Source organism: Paeniglutamicibacter sp. GQ140 (assembly GCF_059759235.1).
This window is the reverse complement of the sequence record NZ_JCAXDW010000016.1, coordinates 51506-67196: the sequence shown is the minus strand read 5'-3', so window position 1 is coordinate 67196 and position 15691 is coordinate 51506. Positions and strand designations below refer to the sequence as shown.

16 protein-coding genes are annotated in these 15691 nt (G+C 65.6%); 9 read left to right on the top strand and 7 right to left on the bottom strand.

The genetic code is table 11. From position 1 onward, the window contains the following. The first annotated feature begins 64 nt into the window (after window positions 1-64). The 3 genes from AC6CHY_RS18180 (at window position 65) to AC6CHY_RS18170 (ending at window position 2496) form a co-directional block, all read left to right on the top strand. Complete coding sequence (locus tag AC6CHY_RS18180) at window positions 65-1027, top strand: DnaJ C-terminal domain-containing protein (RefSeq protein ID WP_217390173.1); 963 nt, start codon at window positions 65-67, stop codon at window positions 1025-1027. A gap of 98 nt (window positions 1028-1125) precedes the next feature. Next, window positions 1126-1557 carry a heat shock protein transcriptional repressor HspR gene (locus AC6CHY_RS18175; RefSeq protein ID WP_217390174.1) on the top strand — a complete coding sequence of 144 codons (432 nt, stop codon included), beginning with the start codon at window positions 1126-1128 and terminating at the stop codon, window positions 1555-1557. Window positions 1558-1593: 36 nt separating this feature from the next. Further along, on the top strand, window positions 1594-2496 hold the full coding sequence (locus AC6CHY_RS18170; protein ID WP_217390176.1) for an alpha/beta hydrolase: 903 nt from the start codon (window positions 1594-1596) through the stop codon (window positions 2494-2496). Between the two features lie 54 nt (window positions 2497-2550). On the opposite strand, the gene trmB is transcribed toward AC6CHY_RS18170, so the two are convergent. Together trmB and AC6CHY_RS18160 are read right to left on the bottom strand one after the other, a co-directional pair. Continuing rightward, window positions 2551-3408, bottom strand: coding sequence for a tRNA (guanosine(46)-N7)-methyltransferase TrmB (gene trmB / locus AC6CHY_RS18165; RefSeq protein WP_217390178.1), 858 nt, complete (start codon window positions 3406-3408; stop codon window positions 2551-2553). A gap of 20 nt (window positions 3409-3428) precedes the next feature. Beyond that, window positions 3429-4829 carry a polysaccharide deacetylase family protein gene (locus AC6CHY_RS18160; protein ID WP_498227708.1) on the bottom strand — a complete coding sequence of 467 codons (1401 nt, stop codon included), beginning with the start codon at window positions 4827-4829 and terminating at the stop codon, window positions 3429-3431. 289 nt (window positions 4830-5118) lie between these two features. Between AC6CHY_RS18160 and AC6CHY_RS18155 the strand changes: the two genes are divergently transcribed. The 4 genes from AC6CHY_RS18155 to clpB all read left to right on the top strand — a co-directional run bounded on the left by AC6CHY_RS18155 (window position 5119) and on the right by clpB (window position 9898). Beyond that, window positions 5119-5526: a YccF domain-containing protein gene (locus tag AC6CHY_RS18155; RefSeq protein ID WP_217390181.1), complete on the top strand. Its 408-nt coding sequence runs from the start codon at window positions 5119-5121 to the stop codon at window positions 5524-5526. 295 nt (window positions 5527-5821) lie between these two features. Continuing rightward, window positions 5822-6289: a VOC family protein gene (locus tag AC6CHY_RS18150; protein WP_498227706.1), complete on the top strand. Its 468-nt coding sequence runs from the start codon at window positions 5822-5824 to the stop codon at window positions 6287-6289. Between the two features lie 303 nt (window positions 6290-6592). Next, on the top strand, window positions 6593-7144 hold the full coding sequence (locus AC6CHY_RS18145; RefSeq protein ID WP_498227704.1) for a YceI family protein: 552 nt from the start codon (window positions 6593-6595) through the stop codon (window positions 7142-7144). A 162-nt stretch (window positions 7145-7306) separates the two neighbouring features. Continuing rightward, window positions 7307-9898 (top strand): ATP-dependent chaperone ClpB, encoded by a 2592-nt coding sequence (gene clpB, locus AC6CHY_RS18140; protein WP_217390186.1) that lies wholly within the window; start codon window positions 7307-7309, stop codon window positions 9896-9898. 78 nt (window positions 9899-9976) lie between these two features. Here the strand turns inward: clpB and AC6CHY_RS18135 are convergent, their stop codons facing one another. Beyond that, the gene (locus tag AC6CHY_RS18135) at window positions 9977-10453 is read right to left on the bottom strand and encodes a hypothetical protein (protein ID WP_498227702.1); all 477 of its coding nucleotides are present in this window, start codon (window positions 10451-10453) and stop codon (window positions 9977-9979) included. A gap of 314 nt (window positions 10454-10767) precedes the next feature. Here AC6CHY_RS18135 and AC6CHY_RS18130 point away from each other — a divergent pair, with 314 nt between their 5' ends. Then, window positions 10768-10995: a DUF3073 domain-containing protein gene (locus AC6CHY_RS18130; protein WP_217390190.1), complete on the top strand. Its 228-nt coding sequence runs from the start codon at window positions 10768-10770 to the stop codon at window positions 10993-10995. A gap of 143 nt (window positions 10996-11138) precedes the next feature. Continuing rightward, window positions 11139-12092 carry a Sir2 family NAD-dependent protein deacetylase gene (locus AC6CHY_RS18125; RefSeq protein ID WP_498227700.1) on the top strand — a complete coding sequence of 318 codons (954 nt, stop codon included), beginning with the start codon at window positions 11139-11141 and terminating at the stop codon, window positions 12090-12092. 105 nt (window positions 12093-12197) lie between these two features. On the opposite strand, the gene purM is transcribed toward AC6CHY_RS18125, so the two are convergent. From purM to AC6CHY_RS18105, 4 genes are all read right to left on the bottom strand, one after another. Beyond that, window positions 12198-13340 (bottom strand): phosphoribosylformylglycinamidine cyclo-ligase, encoded by a 1143-nt coding sequence (purM, locus tag AC6CHY_RS18120; RefSeq protein WP_498227698.1) that lies wholly within the window; start codon window positions 13338-13340, stop codon window positions 12198-12200. A gap of 18 nt (window positions 13341-13358) precedes the next feature. Further along, window positions 13359-14909 carry an amidophosphoribosyltransferase gene (gene purF, locus AC6CHY_RS18115; protein WP_498227696.1) on the bottom strand — a complete coding sequence of 517 codons (1551 nt, stop codon included), beginning with the start codon at window positions 14907-14909 and terminating at the stop codon, window positions 13359-13361. 62 nt (window positions 14910-14971) lie between these two features. Then, window positions 14972-15298 (bottom strand): hypothetical protein, encoded by a 327-nt coding sequence (locus AC6CHY_RS18110; RefSeq protein ID WP_217390195.1) that lies wholly within the window; start codon window positions 15296-15298, stop codon window positions 14972-14974. A gap of 13 nt (window positions 15299-15311) precedes the next feature. Beyond that, the gene (locus AC6CHY_RS18105) at window positions 15312-15686 is read right to left on the bottom strand and encodes a sterol carrier family protein (protein WP_498227694.1); all 375 of its coding nucleotides are present in this window, start codon (window positions 15684-15686) and stop codon (window positions 15312-15314) included. Window positions 15687-15691: the final 5 nt, after the last annotated feature.

The following is a 15691-nucleotide window of genomic DNA, read 5'->3' as shown; positions in this document are numbered from 1 at the left end:
TTCTCCCCGCCACGACAGATCGGCGGGTGAGCCACAAGGATTTTTACAGCAAAGGAGGCGCCCGGTGGCAAGCCAGGACTGGGTCGACAAAGATTTCTACGCCATTCTTGGCGTCTCCAAGGACGCCAGCGACGCGGACATCAAGAAGGCGTACCGGAAGATGGCGCGCAAGTACCACCCGGACACCAACTCCGGCGATTCCGAGTCCGAGCGAAGGTTCAAGGACATCACCGAGGCACATTCGGTGCTTTCGGACCCGGAGGACCGCCAGCAGTATGACGCCATCCGCGCCATGGGCTCGGGGGCCCGGTTCAGTGCCGGCGGTCACGGCGGAGCACCGGACAACGGCGGCTTCGAGGATGTCTTCTCCAACCTTTTCAACACCGGGGGCTCTCGCCGCGGCGGCGGCAGCCAGATGCCACCGGATTTTGCAGACCTCTTCGGGGGCGGCGGTTTCGGCGGCTTTGGCCAGCAGACACCGCGCAAGGGCGCCGACCGGACAGCCAGCACCACGATCTCCTTCGCCGGTTCCATGAAGGGAACCACCATCGGCCTGCGCGAGGCCAACGGCGAGGTCATCGACGTGCGGATTCCGGCAGGGATCAAGGACGGGCAATCGGTCCGCGTCCGCGGGAAGGGTGCGCCCGGTGCCGCCGGCGCCGGGGACCTGATCGTCAAGGTCAGCGTCAAGCCGCACCCGTTCTTCATCCGCGAGGACAACAACATCCGGATCCATGTGCCGGTGACTTTTGACGAGGCAGCCCTCGGCGGGCAGATCGAGGTTCCCACGCTGACCGGCGAGAGCGTCAAGCTGAAGGTCCCGGCCGGCTCCTCACATGGCCGCACCCTGCGCCTGAAGGGACGCGGCGTGAAAACCTCCAAGGCCACGGGTGACCTGCTGGTAACCCTGGACGTGGTGGTTCCGCAGAACCTCTCCAAGGAAGCCAAGGCGGCCGTCGAGGCGTTCGCGGAGGCAACCAAGGCAGAGAACCCGCGCGAGGGACTGCTCGCGCGCGCAACGCTCTAATCACCGTGACGCCCCGTGCCGCCCACCAGCGGCACGGGGCGCTTCGGCTTACCAAGAAGTTGGCTACGGTGGATGAAAACGATTGAAAGGCAGGGATCATGGGCAATGACCGACTAAGGCCGATCTTCGTCATTTCAGTGGCAGCCGATCTGGCCGACATGCACCCCCAGACGCTGCGCCAATATGACCGCCTGGGTCTGGTCTCGCCCTCGCGCCAAGGCGGCAAGCAGCGCAGGTACTCGGAACACGACGTGGAGCTGCTACGTGAAATCCAGCGGCTGTCCAAGGACGGGGTCTCCCTGGAGGGCATCAAGCGCATCCTGGCTCTGGAAAACCAGGTCGCCGCGCTGCGTTCCCGGGTCGGGGAACTGAGCAACGAGGTCTTCGCCCTGCGCAGCGCCCACCAGGCCGCCGGGCTCGGACGAGTCTTTGCCGCCGGCAGCACCGGCGATGTGGTGTCCCTGGCCCGGGGCCAACGACCGCGCGGCCGCAGCCAGGCCGTGGTGGTGTGGAAGCCGCGGGGCAAATAGCCGCCGTGAACCCCCCACGTGGAAGCATCAAGACCCATGGGTGAGGGCTACGCCCGGCTCGCCGCCGAGGCACACGACCGCTTCGAGGCATTGTGTGCAATCCGCGGCAGGCTGGGCAGGACCCACCGCCAGGGCCTGGACGGCACCGCACATGCGCTGCGCCCCGGCTCCATGGATCCGGCCATCCCAGCCCGCCGATTGCTCTACCTCGACCTTTCCGCCCGTGAGCCGCTGGCAGCCATAGCCGTCGGCGACCTGGACACCGCCACCCACGTCACGTTCCAGCTCTCCGGGACCGGGATCCGGGCCCGCAATGCCCTGTGGGGCAGCGTGCGCGAGGCCGGGCAGCTGTACCTGGAGCAGCGGAAGGTCGGCGTCCCCGACCCCGCCGTGGTCGCCTGGCTGGGGTATCGGACCCCGAACCTTGCAGGCGCCCTGCTGAACCATGCCGCGCGGCGCGGCATGCACCGGCTGGCGCACGACCTGGCCACGTTCGCCCGACTGCGACCCGACAATCCCCACCTGGCCGTGGAGGCCCACTCCTATGCGGCGACGCTGGCAGCGCAGGTGCTTGATGCGGAATCCGGGTACGGCCTCCGGGCGCAGGCGCTGGCCATGATCGGCTCGGCCGGGATTCCCCGGCACGTCTCCCGGGAGCCGGGCCGGCTCAACGTGCCGGAGCCGAACATCTACGAGGCCATCGCCGCGGGGGATTGCCTGGCGTGGATCGGTCGCACGCTCTCCGGACGCAAACTGCTTTCCGGCCACGGGTTCAATGTCGGCGCGGAACCGGCGCTGGGACTGCATGCGGCCACGGGCCACAACACCTCCCGGTTCCGGGACGATGTCTTGTCCCCGGCGTGGGGCTACCGGGACCCCGGCACGCTTTCGCTGCGCAACCTTGCGCTGATCACCACCGGACAGCCGCCCCTGCCTTAATGGCCCGGGGCGGCGCCGTGCCCTGGCCCGACACCGCCCCGCCGATCGTTGTGCCTACAGGGCCTTGCGGTACGCCAGGTCAAAGATCAGGCGTCCGGCTTTCAGCGCCTTGCCCTCGAAGCTGGTCAGGGTGCGGCCCTCGAAGCGCGGTGCCCAGCCACCGAGTTCGTCGATGAATCCCGGGTCCTTGTCGTCTTTTTCCAGGCCCAGGCGGCGAACCTTGGTGAGATTGCTGTCCTCGCCGGACAGCTCGCCCGGGTGCAGGTTGGTGAATGCGGGTGACGCGTCAAAGACATCGCGCATCTGCTCCGCGTAGTTGGACCAGTCGGTGGCCAGTCGAACAACCCCACCGGGCTCCAGGACTCGTTCAAGCTTGGGCAGGAACGTGTCCTTGATGAGCCGGCGCTTGTGATGGCGGATCTTGTGCCACGGATCGGAGAAGAAGATCCAGATCTCGGAGGCGGAGCCTGCCGGGAGCATGGAGTCCAGGGCCTCCGGTGCGTTTGCCTGCACCGCGCGCACGTTGGTCAGTTCGTTGTTTTCCACGCGCACCATCAGCGCTGCCAGCCCGGGTCGGTACACCTCCACCGCGAGGAAATCCGTCTCACGGTTCCGGCTGGCGGCAAAGGCCATGGCCTCGCCCAGCCCCGAGCCGATCTCAACGATCAGCGGTGCCCGGCGGCCGTAGATCTCCTGGGGATCGAAGGTGAAGCCTTCGCCCACCGAGGTGTCGGTCCGGTCCCGCGGGGGATCGATAATGTACTTGCTGGCCGTCCGCTCCCAGGCGTCGGCGCGACGACCGTGCAAGCGGCTCCCGCGGCGAACAAAAGACACGGGTTCGGATTGGTAAAAGCTGAGGTCGTCGACGGCGCGGCCGCTAATCGGCATCTTGCGCTCTGGGGGAAGGCTCATGCAGTTAAGGTTAGCGAACTTCAGCGTCCGGCTTTCCCTGTCTCCCAGTTGTCCGGCTTCGCCGGCCGCGGCGCGTGGGCATAGGATTCCCCGGCCTCGAGACCTGCGGGCCCCATGAGCTCGGTGACGGTGACAAAGGTGTATCCCTTGTCCTTCAGGCCCGAAAGGATCCTCGGCACGGCGGCGACGGTGCTGGGGTGGATGTCGTGCATCAGCACGATCGACCCCGGCCTGGTCTGCTTAATCGCGGCGTCCACCACTTTTTCGGTGTTGCGGTGCTTCCAGTCCAAGGTGTCGACGTCCCACAGGATGACCGGGGTGCTGGCCAGCCTGTCGCTAATGGAATTGTGCGCACCGAAGGGAGGGCGCATCAACGTCGCCGGCTGGTTGACGGCCCGGGAGATCATGTCGTTGGTGCGGTCAATCTCACTCCTGATCTGGGCCGAGGACAGTGAGGTAAGCGAACGGTGGTTCCAGGTGTGGTTGCCGATCTCGTGTCCCTCGGACGCCATGCGCTGCAGCATGTCAGGGCGGAGCATGGCATTGGGGCCGGTGACAAAGAACGTGGAGGGCGCGTCCCCCCGCCGCAGGGAATCGAGCAATGCCCCGGTCTTCGGGCCCGGTCCGTCGTCAAATGTCAGGGCAACACATTTTTCCGTCCGGCAGTCGATGCCGCGTCGTGACGATGGAGGGCCGGGCTCTTGGGACCGGGAGCGTCCGGCCTCGGGTGCAACGGCGTCCTGCGATTGGCCCGGCTGGATCCGTGGGCTCGGGGACATCGACGCGGTGCGGGCCAACGCGCCGAAGTCCGAGAGCAGGGCCGAGACCTGTTCGGCCGCAACCGTCACGGTGACGGGACCGATGGTGCCCGCGCCCAGACTGTTGTCGTCGAACTCAACCAACGCGTTGCCCTGCGCATCAAAGTTCACCGAGTCCAGCAGGGAATCGTCCAGCTCGCGGAGGCTCCCGGTGAGGACCAGTGTGTCGCTGGTCGCGGCCTGGAGAACGAATTCCTTGAATTCCGCCCAGTCATCGTCGCTGTCGAACAGGTCCCTGGTTCCCAGGACGCGTGGGCCGCCCAGAGCGAACCACTGCGTCAGGTATCTCGTCCCGCCGCCGGTGCCCGATGACTCGTAGGTATTGACCCTGATGGCCATTACCTGGCCGGAAAGGGCAGTGAGGTGGCTGCGCAAATTCAGTTCCGCCACGGGGAAAGTGCCGGTGGATACGTCTGGAACGTTTGCGCCCTTGAAGGCTTCGACTTCGTCCTTCACCAGTTCTCGCTGAACCCGGGTTGCCTCCGGGACCGAGGGCACCTCGAAATGCCTTGTGTAGATGCGCCGGTGTTCGTCGGATTGCGCCACAACCTCCAAATCAGGCACCAGCGAAATTGGCAGCGAGTCGGTGTTCTGGCGGTCCATCGCGGAAGAAGCGGCGCCGGAATCGTGAGACGGGGCCGACGGGAATTGGGGCGATCCGGGTATCGGTGCGCAGCCTGCCAGGAAAACGGTGCAGAGGATTCCGGAGATGAGCAGTGAAGATTTTTGACCTAACGCAGACGGCATCCAATAATCTTGCCCGTTTGGCGTGCGCCAATCGAATCCCCGGGGGCTTCTGCACGAATCGTTAGAAAGCGTTATCAAACATCTGGGGGCTCGCTCAGGGTGATACCCCATGGTGCGCCCCCGGTCCGTGGGAGAGACTTGAGGTATGCGAAACACTCTCTCCGTGGTCCTGAACGTCATCTGGCTTGTTTTTGGCGGCATCTGGCTGGCCGCCGGTTATGTACTGGCCGGCATCATTTGCTGCCTGCTCATTGTCACGATCCCCTTCGGAATTGCATCATTCCGCATTGCCCTTTACGCGCTCTGGCCGTTCGGGCGCACCGTGGTGGACCGCGGCAGAGTAGGTGCGTTTTCAACCATAGGAAATGTCATCTGGGTCCTGGTGGCCGGCATCTGGATCGCCATCGGCCATGTGCTGACCGCAATCCCCATGTTCGTGAGCATCGTGGGCATCCCGCTGGGCCTCGCCAACCTGAAGATGATCCCGATTTCCCTCATGCCGCTGGGCAAGGAAATCGTTCCGAGCAGCCAATACATGCCAATGTCACGCTAGGCCGATCGCGCGGCCTGCCATTGCCGAGGTCCACTGCCATGGGACGGCGGGTTTTCACCCCGAATATCCGTGCCGCCCGCATTGCCGTCAAGGTGCCCGCGTCATCCGGGGCAATGCCTCATCCAAAGCGCCCGTGAAACAGGGGTGGTGCCCCATATGGAAGATACCCGCCATTCCCTGCCTGCCGGCAAGGCCCTTTTGTTGGGTCTCATCGAAACCTTGCATCTTGGCCGAGCGATTTCTAGTCTTTGGGTGTCGGAGTCAATGCCAAACGCCTACCGGATGAGGCCACCTTATGAAAGACCTGATTAACTGCCTGTGGTTTGACGGACAGGGGCTGGAAGCAGCCCGGTTCTACACAGGAATTTTTCCGAATTCCCGAATTGTCTCCCAACTCGACCTGGACACGGAGGGGAACCCGACGAACGAGCCGCTCACCGTGGAATTCAATCTCGACGGGCGCCCTTTCGTTGCCCTGAACGGCGGGCCCCTGTTCAAGTTCAACGAGGCCATCTCGTTCCAGATCATGTGCGAGGACCAGGTTGAGGTCGACTACTTCTGGGACAAGCTCACCGCCGGGGGAGAGGAAAGCCAGTGCGGATGGCTGAAAGACCGCTTTGGCGTGTCCTGGCAGGTGGTTCCGGTGCGCATGGTCGAATTGCTCGGCGATCCAGATCCGGAGGTTTCCCGTCGCGTGACCGAGGCATTCATGCCCATGAAGAAGCTGGATATCGCAGTCCTTGAAGCCGCCGCCAGGGGATAGCCGCGCATGCGTCGAGTCGGTGGAGCCGACGGTCATCCCGTTCAATAGCTCGCCCCGGGTATCTCAGTCGGTGTCCTTTCCGAAGCGTGTCGCGGCGACCTCGCACGGCCGTGTAATGCCTGGATGGAGCTATGGCCTGCCACATGGGGCCGCGGCAACGCCGCCGGTTGCCGGGCTGCCGGGAATGAGCTGCAAATGCACCAAAAATCATCAGGTGCTACTGGAGACTGCTGGCCAATGCATTGGTAGTGTAAGCATCAGCCGGGGGGACTAGGCGACTCGTACTGCACCCGAGGGGGAATGATGACCCAGCTCGATCCAGCCTACGCGGGGACGTGGAGATTTGATCCCGGGCACACCCGCATCGGCTTTAACGCCCGCCATGCGATGGTGACGAAGGTGCGCGGCGCCTTCAACGAGGTGGAGGGAAGCATCCACGTCGACCCTGAGGATGTCGGCAAGAGCAGCGTTGAGATGACGGTGAAAGTGGCCAGCGTGGACACGCGCAATGCGGACCGCGACCAGCACTTGCGCACCAACGACTTCTTCGATGCGCCAAAATACCCCGACATCGTCTTCCGCTCGACGCGCATCGACCAGGTGGACGAGAACAGCTTCATCGTCAACGGCGAGCTGACCATCAAGGACACCACCCGGGAGATTGCCGTGCCCATGGAATTTACCGGAGTCGAGACCGATCCGTTCGGGAACCTGCGCGCGGGCTTTGAGGGCAGCCGCCGCATTGATCGCCGCGAGTACGGCGTTAGCTGGAACAAGGCGCTCGATTCCGGCGGGGTCCTGGTGTCCGAGCGGGTGTTGCTCGAATTCGAGATCTCGGCCATCAAGGACACCTAGGCCGGGCGGAAGGTGCCCGTGACCGATCCGCAAGGCAGAGCGCCGGCGACCCTCCGGGAGTTGCCGGCGCTGCGTTGTGTACGGAGGAATAATTTTCATGCACGCATAGTTGAGTGAGGTAGACTCAAGTTTGAGTGATTAGCCAACAACGAAAGGACGAGCGTGGACACCAAATTGACGACCAAAAGCCAGGAAGCCCTCTCCGCGTCGGGAATGAACGCCTCCACCGCGGGAAACCCGCAGGTGGAACCGGCGCATTTGCTCAAGGCGCTCGTTGATCAACGCGAATCGGTGGCCGTGGCATTGCTCAAGGCCGCCGGTATCGACCCGGACCAGGTCTCGGTCCTGGCCAGCGCCGCCATCAAGGCCCTGCCAACCTCGTCGGGGAGCAGCGTCGCGCAGGCCCAGTATTCCCGCGGCATCCTGCAGGCCATCACGGGTGCCCAGCAGGCGGCGGCGGCGCTGGGGGACGACTACGTCTCCACCGAGCACTTACTGCTGGGGTTGAGCGAGGACACCGGCGCGGCCGGGAAGGCACTGCGCGAGGCCGGTGCCACCCGTCAGGCCCTGGATGCCGCTCTGCCCACGATCCGCGGAGACCGCAAGGTCAACAACCCGGATCCCGAAAACACCTTCCAGGCCCTGGAGAAGTTCGGCACCGACATGACCGCCATCGCGCGTTCCGGCAAGCTCGATCCCGTCATCGGGCGAGACGCCGAGATCCGCCGCGTCGTCCAGGTGCTTTCCCGCCGCACCAAGAACAACCCGGTGCTCATCGGCGAACCCGGTGTGGGCAAGACCGCGGTGGTCGAGGGCCTGGCCCAGCGCATGGTCGCAGGCGACGTGCCCGAGTCCCTGCGCGGCAAGACGCTGATCGCCTTGGACCTGGCTTCCATGGTTGCCGGCGCCAAGTACCGCGGCGAGTTCGAGGAGCGGCTCAAGGCCGTCCTGGAGGAGATCAAGGCATCCGACGGGCAGATCGTCACCTTCATCGACGAGATCCATACCGTCGTGGGTGCCGGCGCGTCCGACGGCGCAATGGACGCCGGCAACATGCTCAAGCCCATGCTGGCCCGCGGCGAGCTGCGCCTGATCGGCGCCACCACGCTGGACGAATACCGCCAGAACATCGAGAAGGACCCGGCGCTGGAGCGCCGCTTCGCCCAGGTGTATGTGGGGGAGCCGAGCGTCGATGACACCATCGCGATCCTGCGCGGGCTCAAGCAGCGCTACGAGGCCCACCACAAGGTGACGATTGCCGACTCGGCGCTGGTGGCCGCCGCGGGCCTGTCCGACCGTTACATCGCCGGGCGACAGCTGCCGGACAAGGCCATCGACCTCGTCGACGAGGCCGCGAGCCGGCTGCGCATGGAAATCGACTCGGCCCCCGAGGAAATCGATGCCCTGCGCCGCTCGGTGGACCGCCTGACCATGGAGGAACTCGCCCTGGCGGGTGAAACCGACCCGGGGTCCCGCGAGCGCCTGGAGGCGCTGCGCGCCGACATGGCCGACAAGAAGGAAGAGCTCGATGCGCTCAATGCGCGCTGGGAATCGGAGAAGGCCGGACTGAACCGCGTGGGCGACCTCAAGGTGCGCCTGGACGAGTTGCGCTCGCGCGCCGAGAAGATGCAGCGCGAGGGCGATCTCGAGGGTGCCTCGCGCCTGCTCTACGGGGAGATCCCGGCCCTTGAAAAGGAGATGGCCGACGCCGACCAGGCCGAGGAGGCAGGCGATGCCAAGGAGCTGATGGTGGCCGAGGAAGTCACCGCCGACGACATTGCCGAGGTCATCTCCGCCTGGACCGGCATCCCCGCCGGCCGCATGCTGCAGGGTGAAAGCCAGAAGCTGCTGCACATGGAAGAGTTCCTGGGCAGCCGGCTCATCGGCCAACGCAAGGCCGTCGTCTCGGTGTCCGACGCGGTGCGCCGTGCGCGGGCCGGGATCTCGGATCCGGACCGCCCGACAGGTTCCTTCCTGTTCCTGGGCCCCACGGGCGTGGGCAAGACCGAGCTGGCCAAGGCCCTGGCCGATTTCCTCTTCGACGACGAGCGTGCCATGGTGCGCATCGACATGAGCGAGTACTCGGAGAAGCACACCGTGGCCCGCCTGGTTGGCGCCCCGCCGGGATACGTCGGCTACGAGGAGGGCGGTCAGCTCACCGAGGCGGTGCGACGCCGTCCCTACTCGGTGGTGCTGCTCGACGAGGTCGAAAAGGCCCATCCGGAGGTCTTCGACATCCTGCTGCAGGTCCTGGACGACGGGCGCCTCACCGACGGGCAGGGCCGCACCGTTGACTTCCGCAACGTCATCCTGATCATGACCTCGAACCTCGGGTCCCAGTTCATGGTCGACCAGACGCTGGCGGAGGACACGAAGCGCGAGGCCGTGATGAACCTCGTCAATGCCTCGTTCAAGCCCGAGTTCCTGAACCGGCTGGACGACGTGATCATGTTCGACGCGCTCTCCCTGGAGGAACTGGGATCCATCGTGGCCCTGCAGGTCGAGGCCCTGGCCCGGCGGCTGGCCTCTCGCCGGCTGGCCCTCGAGGTGGACGAGGACGCCCGCGACTGGCTGGCCTTCACCGGATTCGATCCGGCGTTCGGCGCCCGTCCGCTGCGCCGCCTGGTGCAGCGCGAGATCGGGGATCGGTTGGCGCGCGAGCTCCTGGCCGGAACCATCCAGGACGGGGACACGGTGGTGGTTGGCGTCAACGAGTCCGCCGACGGGCTCAACATCACCTCGCGCCGGGGATAGCACCGGTGCGGAACCTGCCGGCACCCGGGGCCGCCACCACGGCTGCGGGTGCCGGCAGCGCCGTGTCCGAGGCCGGCGTCAGGTGTTCAGCGCGGCGGTTTCGGCAGGAAGCATGGACTGGCGCACGCTTCCCTCGTTCAGCGCCAGGAAGCAGGCCACCAGCCGGTCCCCGGTCGCCCAGGTCGACTCGGAAGGGCGGGAGAAGTGATACGACCAGCCGGTGTCCAGCGGAGCTGCCGGGTCCAGCGGGACCGACTTGCACAGTTCCTCGGAGCGGTCGAGGATTCCGTCCGGTCCGGGGTAGGTCTCCCCGTCGATCGCGAAGGTCCCGATGAGCTGGGCGTTGTGGGCTGTTTGGCAGGTCACCACGGTCGAGGTCTGCAGCGGGCCGGTGAATCCCTGGAGGCAATCGCCGACCCTCAACTGGTCGGCCGGGACGTCGGTTGCAATGATTCCGTCCAGCCCGGGCGATGCGTTTCGGCTCACCTCGGTGGTGGGCGCCGGTGCCGTGTCCGGGGCGAAAAACCTGCCGGCGCCATAGATGACAATCAGCATGATTCCCAGTGCCCCGATCAGGGCCCAAAATGCCGGGGCACGCCACCACGAACGCGTCTGTGACTTGGCACTAAGAGCCGGAAGCGCGGGCCTCGGCTCTGGCAGTGGCGGATCAGGCAAGCAAGCTCCCGGGCGGTTGGCAGTCGACTTGGTGGACAAAATAATACTCTACCGGCGGAACGGTGGTTCCGGGCAGGCACTCGCCGCCGAATCATGTTAACCTTGAAATACGAAAGAATTAGTCACATATTCTGGGGCCTCCACCTGACACAGGTGGACCACCTCCAGATCTACTGAAAAAAGGGGGTCACGCCATGGGGCGCGGCCGTCAGAAGGCAAAAGCGACACGACAGGCCAGGGACATGAAGTATTTCTCCCCGGCCACTGATTTGTCCGCCTTGGAACGCGAGCTTGGGAAGAGTCGTGGTCATAGCACCTCGATACCAAGCCCTGTCGACGTACCTTACGAATCCGATTATTCGGATTACGAAGACAAGTACGCAGACGATGACGACGAGGACGACCAACGGCGCATCAGCTGATGCGCCGACTCCCTGAAGTGACCGCCGGGAAACCGGCGGTTATGGTTTTTCCAGTACGTGAAAACGGCAGCCGTGGCCACCACGCAGAAGATGCGTTGGTGACCGCGGCCTTTGCCATGCCCGGGAAAACGAGGTAGACGCCGATGCTCCACGAGGGACGGCTCGGAATCCAGATGGCGCACCGCGCGGCCATTCGTTCAATCGAACGCGTGGTCGGGGAAAATGCCCCGCTGCAGGATTCGGCCATTGCCTCCGCCGGCATCCGCCGGATGCTGGAGAACGGCTCCGTGCTGGTGCTCACGGGCGCCGGGGTCTCCACCGATTCGGGAATCCCCGACTACCGCGGACCCAAGGGTTCGCTGTTGCGCCACCGGCCGATGACCTACCAGGAATTCCTGCACGAGCCCAGCGCCCGGCACCGCTATTGGGCCCGCAGCTTCGTGGGTTGGAGGCACATGGCCATGGCGTCGCCGAACCCTATCCACCGCAGCCTGGCCCGCTGGGAGGCCACGGGAAAGATCAGCGGGATCGTCACGCAGAATGTCGACGGGCTGCACGTCTCTGCCGGGTCGCTCAATGTCATCGCCCTGCATGGTGACCTGGAACAGATCAGCTGCCTGGACTGCGGCGCCCTGGAAAACCGGCAGAGCCTCGACGCGAGGCTGCACGAGGCAAATCCCGGATACCTTGAACGCATCGACCTGGACCCGTCACTGGTGAACCCCGACGGCGACGTATCCCTGGATGAGGCCCACGTGGCCGATTTCCACATGGTCGGCTGCCTGGTCTGCGGATCGCAGAAACTGAAGCCCAACGTGGTCTACTTCGGCGAGAACGTCCCTCCCGAGCGCAAGGTGCGGCTCAAGGAGCTCGAGTCCCGCTCCACCTCGCTGTTGGTGATCGGCTCCTCGCTGGCGGTCATGAGTGGCTACAAGCTGCTCCTGGATGCCCGCAGCGCGGGCAAGCCGGTCGGGCTGATCAACGGCGGCCCCACCCGGGGGGATGCCAAGGCCGACTACCGGTGGCGAAGCAACATCGCCGAGGCCCTGGCCATCCTGGAGGCTCCGGTCGACGGGGCCGTGCGCCGGCCCATGTAGCAGCGGGCCCCCGTTTGCCTGGATTGAATCCTGCCGGCGGAGTTAAACCAGTGAAGGACCGCACCCCATGGGTACGGTCCTTCACGCTGTTAATCCCGGCGGAAGCTAGCCGGCGAAGTTGCCGCGCATCAGCACCGCGCCGCCGTCGACGCCCTTGGCGCCCTGGACGTAGTCCAGTCCGGAGGCCTTGGCCTCGTCGGTGACGGATCCGACCTTGCCCATGACCCACGAGGTCATGCCGCGGGCGTTCAGGCGGGCGAGGGCCGCGTCGGCGACCGAGGCGTCGACGATGGCGACCATGCCCACGCCCAGGTTCAGCGTGCGCTCCAGGTCCGGCTGCGGCACCGCGCCGAGCTCGGCGACGACCTTGAAGACCGGCGGAAGGGCCCAGGTGGAGCGCTCCACGGTGGCCATCAGGCCCTGCGGCAGCACGCGCGCCAGGTTGGCTGCCAGGCCGCCGCCGGTGACGTGGCTGAAGCCGTGGATGTCGATGGCTCCGTTGACGTTGAACGCGCGGATCAGGTCCAGGCAGTCCATGGTGTAGATGCGGGTCGGCTCCAGCAGTTCCTCGCCCAGGGTGCGGCCGAATTCCGGCACGTGGCGGTCGAGCGCCCAGCCGGCGTGCGCCACGACGCTGCGGACCAGCGAGTAGCCGTTGGAGTGGATGCCGGAGGCGGCCATGCCGATGATGACGTCCCCGTCCTTGACCCGCTCGGGGCCCAGCAGGCCGTCGGCCTCGACGATGCCGGTGGCGGCACCCGCGACATCGTATTCGTGTTCGCCCAGCAGGCCCGGGTGCTCGGCGGTTTCCCCGCCGACCAGCGCGGTGCCGGCGATCTGGCAGCCCTCGGCGATGCCGCGGACGATGTCCGCGATGCGCTCGGGTACGACCTTGCCGCAGGCAATGTAGTCGGTCATGAACAGCGGCTCGGCACCCACCACGACGATGTCATCGACGACCATGCCGACCAGGTCGTGGCCGATGGTGTGGTGGATGTCCATGGCCTGGGCGATGGCGACCTTGGTGCCCACGCCGTCGGTAGAGGTGGCCAGCAGGGGCTTCTTGTAGGAAAGGAACTTCGAGGCGTCGTAGAGGCCTGCGAAGCCGCCCACCCCGCCCAGGACGTTGGCGTTGTGGGTGGCCTTGATGGCGCCCTTCATCAACTCAACGGCGCGGTCACCGGCCTCGACATCGACACCGGCCGAAGCATAGGTGATTCCGGAATTCTCAGGGGTGGCACTTGTCATCTCTGATGTGTCCTTTACTTAGTTGCGCGGTGTTTTGTCTGCGGCGGTGAGTGCCGACTCGAATTCGGCATCCGGGCCCGGCTCACATCCCGCCTGGTTGCTTCGTTCAAGCAGGTTCTTGCCGATACGGTCCGAACCCGGCAGGGCAATCGGGTAGTCCCCGGTGAAGCATGCGGTGCACAGGCGTTCGCGCGGCTGCTCGGTGGCATCGATCATGCCGTCCTCGGAAATGTAGGCCAGCGAGTCGGCGCCGATGGACTTGCCGATCTCGTCCACTGCCGCCCCGTTGGCCACGAGCTCGGCACGGGTGGCGAAGTCGATGCCGTAGAAGCAGGGCCATTTCACCGGCGGGGAGGAGATCTTCACGTGGACCTCGGCGGCGCCGGCCTCGCGCAGCATGCGCACCACGGCGCGCTGGGTGTTGCCGCGCACGATGGAGTCGTCCACGACCACGACGCGCTTCCCCTTGATGACCGGCACCAGGGCATTGAGCTTGAGCTTGATGCCCAGCTGGCGCAGCGTCTGCGAGGGCTGGATGAAGGTGCGTCCCACGTAGGCGTTCTTCACGAAGCCGTGGGCAAAGGGAATGCCCGACTCCTCGGCGTAGCCAATGGCGGCGGGGGTCCCGGATTCGGGGACCGGGATGACGATGTCGGCCTCGGCGGCGTTTTCGCGGGCCAGCTGGCGGCCCATTTCCACGCGGGACTCGTACACCGAGCGGCCGTTGATGGCTGCGTCCGGGCGGGCCAGGTAGACGTACTCGAAGACGCAGCCCTTCGGGGTGGCCTCGCCGAAGCGCTGGGAACGCACGCCGTCCTCGTCGATGGCGATGAATTCGCCCGGTTCGATCTCGCGGATGAAGCTGGCGCCCACGGTGGCCAGTGCGGCCTGCTCGGAGGCCACGACCCATCCGCGCTCGAGGCGGCCGAGGACCAGCGGGCGCACACCGTAGGTGTCGCGGGCCGCGTAAAGGGTGTGCTCGTCCATGAAGACGAAACAGAAGGCGCCACTGAGCTTGGGCAGCAGGCGCAGGGCCGACTCCTCCAGCGATTCGCCCTCGGTGCCGTTGAGCAGCGCGGTGACCAGTGCGGTGTCGGTGGTGTTGCCCTGGGCGATTTCGCCGCGGACCTTTTCCTCCGACTCGGCGTGGAGGTCGTTGACCATGTCCATCAGCTCGGCCGAGTTGGTCAGGTTGCCGTTGTGGGCCAGCGCGACGGTGCCCGCCGCGGTGGGGCCCAGGGTCGGCTGGGCGTTGGCCCAGTGGCTTGCCCCGGTGGTCGAGTAGCGGCAGTGGCCAATGGCCAGGTGCCCGGGCATGGAATTGAGGGTGTTCTCGTCGAACACCTGGGAGACCAGACCCATGTCCTTGTAGACATTGATCCGCTGTCCGTCACTCGTGGCCAATCCGGCCGATTCCTGCCCGCGATGCTGAAGCGCATACAGACCGTAATAGGTCAGTTTCGCCACTTCTTCGCCGGGAGCCCAAACACCGAAGACACCGCATTCATCCTGCGGGCCCTTCTCGTCGGGCAAAAGATCATGATTTAGGTTTCCGTCACCACGCGCCATAAGAAATATTCTCTCACGAGCCGGGGTGCCGATGCGGCGTGAAGTGCCCCACAAGCATGGTTCTACCGGTGTTCTGGGTCACCCATGGGCACCGCAAGCGCGCGACGTGCCTTTTTGCGTGTGATGCGATCCACAACCAGATATACGATGCCGGCGAGCAGAACGCCGAAGAACGCAAAACCGACCGCCAGGAATCCGGCAATCGAGCCGCGGGAGAAGTCGGCCGATTCCTCGCCCGTGAACGCGGAAATGAAGGCGACGACGACGCCGACGAGGGCCCCGACGCCCACAAACGGCCAGAACCTGGGTGCCGCATACACCTCCACCTCGACCTCTGCGCTGGGCTTGTCGGCGGGGGTTGGATTGGCGGGGTTCTGGCTGGATTCCATACCCTCTAGGGTACTAAACCAGGGGCAGTTCGGCCGACAGGTCGGCACGCAGCCCGGAGGCCGTGACCTTTCCGGTGGCCAGGGCCGTCTCCCAGTCCATCTTGCCGGTGGCCAGCGCCAGCCAGAGCTGGGCCGGCAGCTCAATGACGTTCGGGGGAGTTCCCCGGGTGTGCCGCGGGCCGGGAATGCATTGGGTCACCCCGAACGGCGGAACGCGTACCTCCACCGAGTTGCCCTCGGCGCGGCTGGCAAGTTCCTCGAGCGCGTAGCGCACCGCCAGGGCGATGAGGGGGCGCGGCAGCTTGGCGGCTCCCGCCTCGTCGGCCTCGCTCCACCGGGCGAGGGCGCGGGAACCTTCGGCCGGGTCGATGCGTCGCTTGATGGCCATGGGGA